Here is a 3,231-nt window from a genome sequence, read left to right as displayed (position 1 = left end):
GTATGCCGCTTCCCGAGTGTGACGCGGCGCTTCATTCGCGGAACGGTGCTGGGAGATAATAGGCTCGGAAGTCGATAGACCGGCATGCAGGCCGGAAGCACCAACCGGCCAGCGCCGGAACCAACGTGGAGAGGCAAGGGACGTGACGTACGTAATCGCGCAGCCGTGTGTAGATGTCAAAGACAAGGCGTGCATTGAGGAGTGCCCCGTCGATTGCATCTACGAAGGCGAGCGTTCCCTCTATATCCATCCCGATGAATGCGTCGATTGCGGTGCATGCGAGCCCGTCTGCCCGGTCGAGGCCATCTACTACGAGGACGACACCCCGGAAGAGTGGGCCGACTACTACAAGGCCAACGTCGAGTTCTTCGACGAGCTCGGTTCCCCGGGCGGCGCCGCGAAGGTCGGCAACACCCACACCGACCACGCGATGATTGCCGCGCTGCCGCCGCAGAACCAGGACTGAGGCGGGCGCTTCGGTGACAACAGCTGTGCGGAGCTTCGGCCTGAGCCTTCCCGACTACCCCTGGGAGGCGATGGCGCCCTACCTGGCCAAAGCGGCTGATTATCCGGGTGGAGCAGTCAATCTGTCCATCGGGACGCCGGTGGATCCCACGCCCGCGGTGATCCAGGAGGCCCTCCGGGCCGCAGCAGACGCTCCCGGCTATCCCACAGTGCACGGCACCCCGGCGCTCCGGGAGGCCATCGCCGGATGGTTTGCACGCCGCAGGGGCGTTGAGGGGCTGGATCCCCGCGACGTCATGCCGACGGTGGGCTCCAAGGAACTGGTGGCATGGCTGCCGTTCCTGCTTGGGCTGAAGCCGGGGGACGTCGTCGTCCGTCCCGCCGTTGCCTACCCCACGTATGACATCGGTGCGACGTTCGCCGGAGCGACGGCAGTGGCTGCTGATGATCTCGACGAACTCGATGCTGCCACCCGGGCGAAGGTCCGGCTCGTGTGGGTCAATTCCCCGGGCAACCCGACCGGAAGTGTCCGGGACGCCGCCTCCCTGAAAAAACTCGTCGACCAGGCGCGGGACGTCGGGGCGCTCGTGGCTTCGGACGAATGCTATGCGGAACTCGGCTGGGGCGAGTGGGATCTTCAGCGGGGCGGGCAGGCAGTCCCCAGCATCCTGGATCCCCGGGTGGCGGGCGGTTCCCATGACGGGCTCCTTGCCGTCTATTCCCTGAGCAAGCAATCCAATCTGGCCGGCTACCGGGCAGCGTTCGTGGCCGGAGACCCGGCCATCATGGCGAACCTGGTGAACAGCCGCAAGCATGCCGGGATGATCGTTCCCTACCCGGTCCAGGAGGCAATGCGCGTGGCCCTCGGCGACGACGCCCACGTTCAGGCGCAGAAGGACATGTACCGCGGCCGCCGGACGCGGATTGTGCCGGCCCTCGAAGGCTTCGGACTGAAGATCCATGAGTCCTCCGCGGGACTTTACCTGTGGTGCACGGCAGGCGAAGCCACCTGGGACACTATTGAGCGGCTCGCCGGACGCGGGATCGTGGCGGGTCCGGGCGTGTTCTACGGCGAGGCCGGCAACGGTTACGTTCGTGTGGCGCTGACCGGCAGCGACGAGCGGATCGACACTGCCGTGGCCCGGCTGGCTGCGACCGCCTAACCGCGGTTCCGGAGCAACGGCCCCGTAACAATGGGTGTGACACCCGCCACAAGTGACGCATTTTGCGGCGTATAAGCGTGTCCCGGATTAGTAGCAGGCTGAAAGTGACGGTACTTTTTAACTGACTATCAATGGTGGCTTTCTACAAGAAGGCAGCACGGCCGTTGGAATTCCCGCCTGTGCGGGATCCCCGCGCGGCTCACCTGATGTTGGATCAAGCTTTCTACAGAGGCCCAGATGCCTCATGAAGGGGACTCCATGACTGAGACCACCAGCGCAACCCTGCGCCACGCAGGCGGCGAGCTCGAGCTCCCGCGCATCAAGGTTGTAGAGGGAAACGAAGGCTACGACGTTTCCAAACTGCTGAAGCAGACCGGCGCCGTTGCCTTTGACCCTGGCTTCATGAACACCGCTGCCACCACCTCCGCGATCACGTACATCGACGGCGACGCAGGGATCCTGCGGTACCGCGGCTACCCGATCGAGCAGCTTGCCCAGCACTCCAGCTTCCTGGAAGTGTCCTACCTGCTGATCTACGGCAACCTGCCCACCCCCACTGAGCTGGAATCCTTTGACCAGCGCATCCGCCACCACACTCTGCTGCACGAAGAGCTCAAGGGCTTCTTCAGCGGCTTCCCCCGCGATGCGCACCCCATGCCGGTGCTCTCCTCCGCTGTGTCGGCGCTGTCCACGTTCTACCAGGACTCGCTGGACCCGTTCAACGCCGAGCAGGTGGAAGTTTCCACTTACCGACTGCTGGCCAAGATGCCGGTCATCGCCGCCTACGCCCTGAAGAAGAGCATCGGCCAGCCCATGCTCTACCCCGACAACTCCCACAACCTCGTGGAGAACTTCCTGCGCCTGAGCTTCGGCCTTCCGGCCGAGCAGTACGAGGTGGACCCGGTTGTCGCCAAGGCGCTGGATCTGCTCCTGATCCTGCACGCAGACCACGAGCAGAACTGTTCCACCTCCACAGTGCGCCTCGTGGGTTCCTCCAACGCCAACCTCTTCGCCTCCGTTTCCGCCGGCATCAACGCCCTCTTCGGCCCCGCCCACGGCGGCGCCAACGAGGCCGTGCTCAAGATGCTGCGCCAGATCCAGGCCGACGGCACCAGGCCCGAGGACTACATGGAGAAGGTCAAGAACAAGGAAGATGGCGTCCGCCTCATGGGCTTCGGACACCGGGTCTACAAGAACTACGACCCGCGTGCCAAAATCGTCAAGGCCACGGCGCACGAGATCCTCACCAAGCTCGGCGGCAACGACGAACTCCTGGACATCGCCTTGCGTCTCGAAGAGAAGGCCCTGAATGACGACTACTTCATCCAGCGCAAGCTCTACCCGAACGTGGACTTCTACACCGGCCTGATCTACAAGGCCATGGGCTTCCCCGAGAAGATGTTCACGGTGCTCTTTGCGATCGGCCGCCTGCCGGGCTGGATTGCCCAGTGGCGCGAAATGATCAGCGATCCTAATACGAAGATCGGCCGCCCGCGGCAGCTCTACACAGGAGAGCCCGAGCGCCAGTACCCGGCACGCTAAGGCAGCAGGGACACAAGCAACAACGACGGCGGCCGCCCACCTTCCGAGGTGGGCGCTGTCT

General features: G+C 64.2%; 3 protein-coding genes. All 3 read left to right on the top strand.

All coding sequences use genetic code 11. The features are described 5' to 3' along the window. The first annotated feature begins 142 nt into the window (after positions 1–142). The 3 genes from fdxA to LQ144_RS22785 all read left to right on the top strand — a co-directional run bounded on the left by fdxA (position 143) and on the right by LQ144_RS22785 (position 3,170). Positions 143–466: a ferredoxin gene (gene fdxA / locus LQ144_RS22795; protein WP_230121517.1), complete on the top strand. Its 324-nt coding sequence runs from the start codon at positions 143–145 to the stop codon at positions 464–466. Between the two features lie 13 nt (positions 467–479). Beyond that, entirely contained in the window at positions 480–1,628 is a 1,149-nt protein-coding gene (gene dapC, locus LQ144_RS22790) for a succinyldiaminopimelate transaminase (protein ID WP_290369807.1), read from the top strand. Positions 1,629–1,886: 258 nt separating this feature from the next. Then, positions 1,887–3,170 carry a citrate synthase gene (locus tag LQ144_RS22785; RefSeq protein WP_230121516.1) on the top strand — a complete coding sequence of 428 codons (1,284 nt, stop codon included), beginning with the start codon at positions 1,887–1,889 and terminating at the stop codon, positions 3,168–3,170. Positions 3,171–3,231: the final 61 nt, after the last annotated feature.

It is taken from the genome of Arthrobacter sp. Bi83, assembly GCF_918698095.1.
In the GTDB taxonomy this organism is placed as follows: domain Bacteria; phylum Actinomycetota; class Actinomycetes; order Actinomycetales; family Micrococcaceae; genus Arthrobacter.
This window is presented reverse-complemented; position numbering and strand designations above follow the sequence as displayed.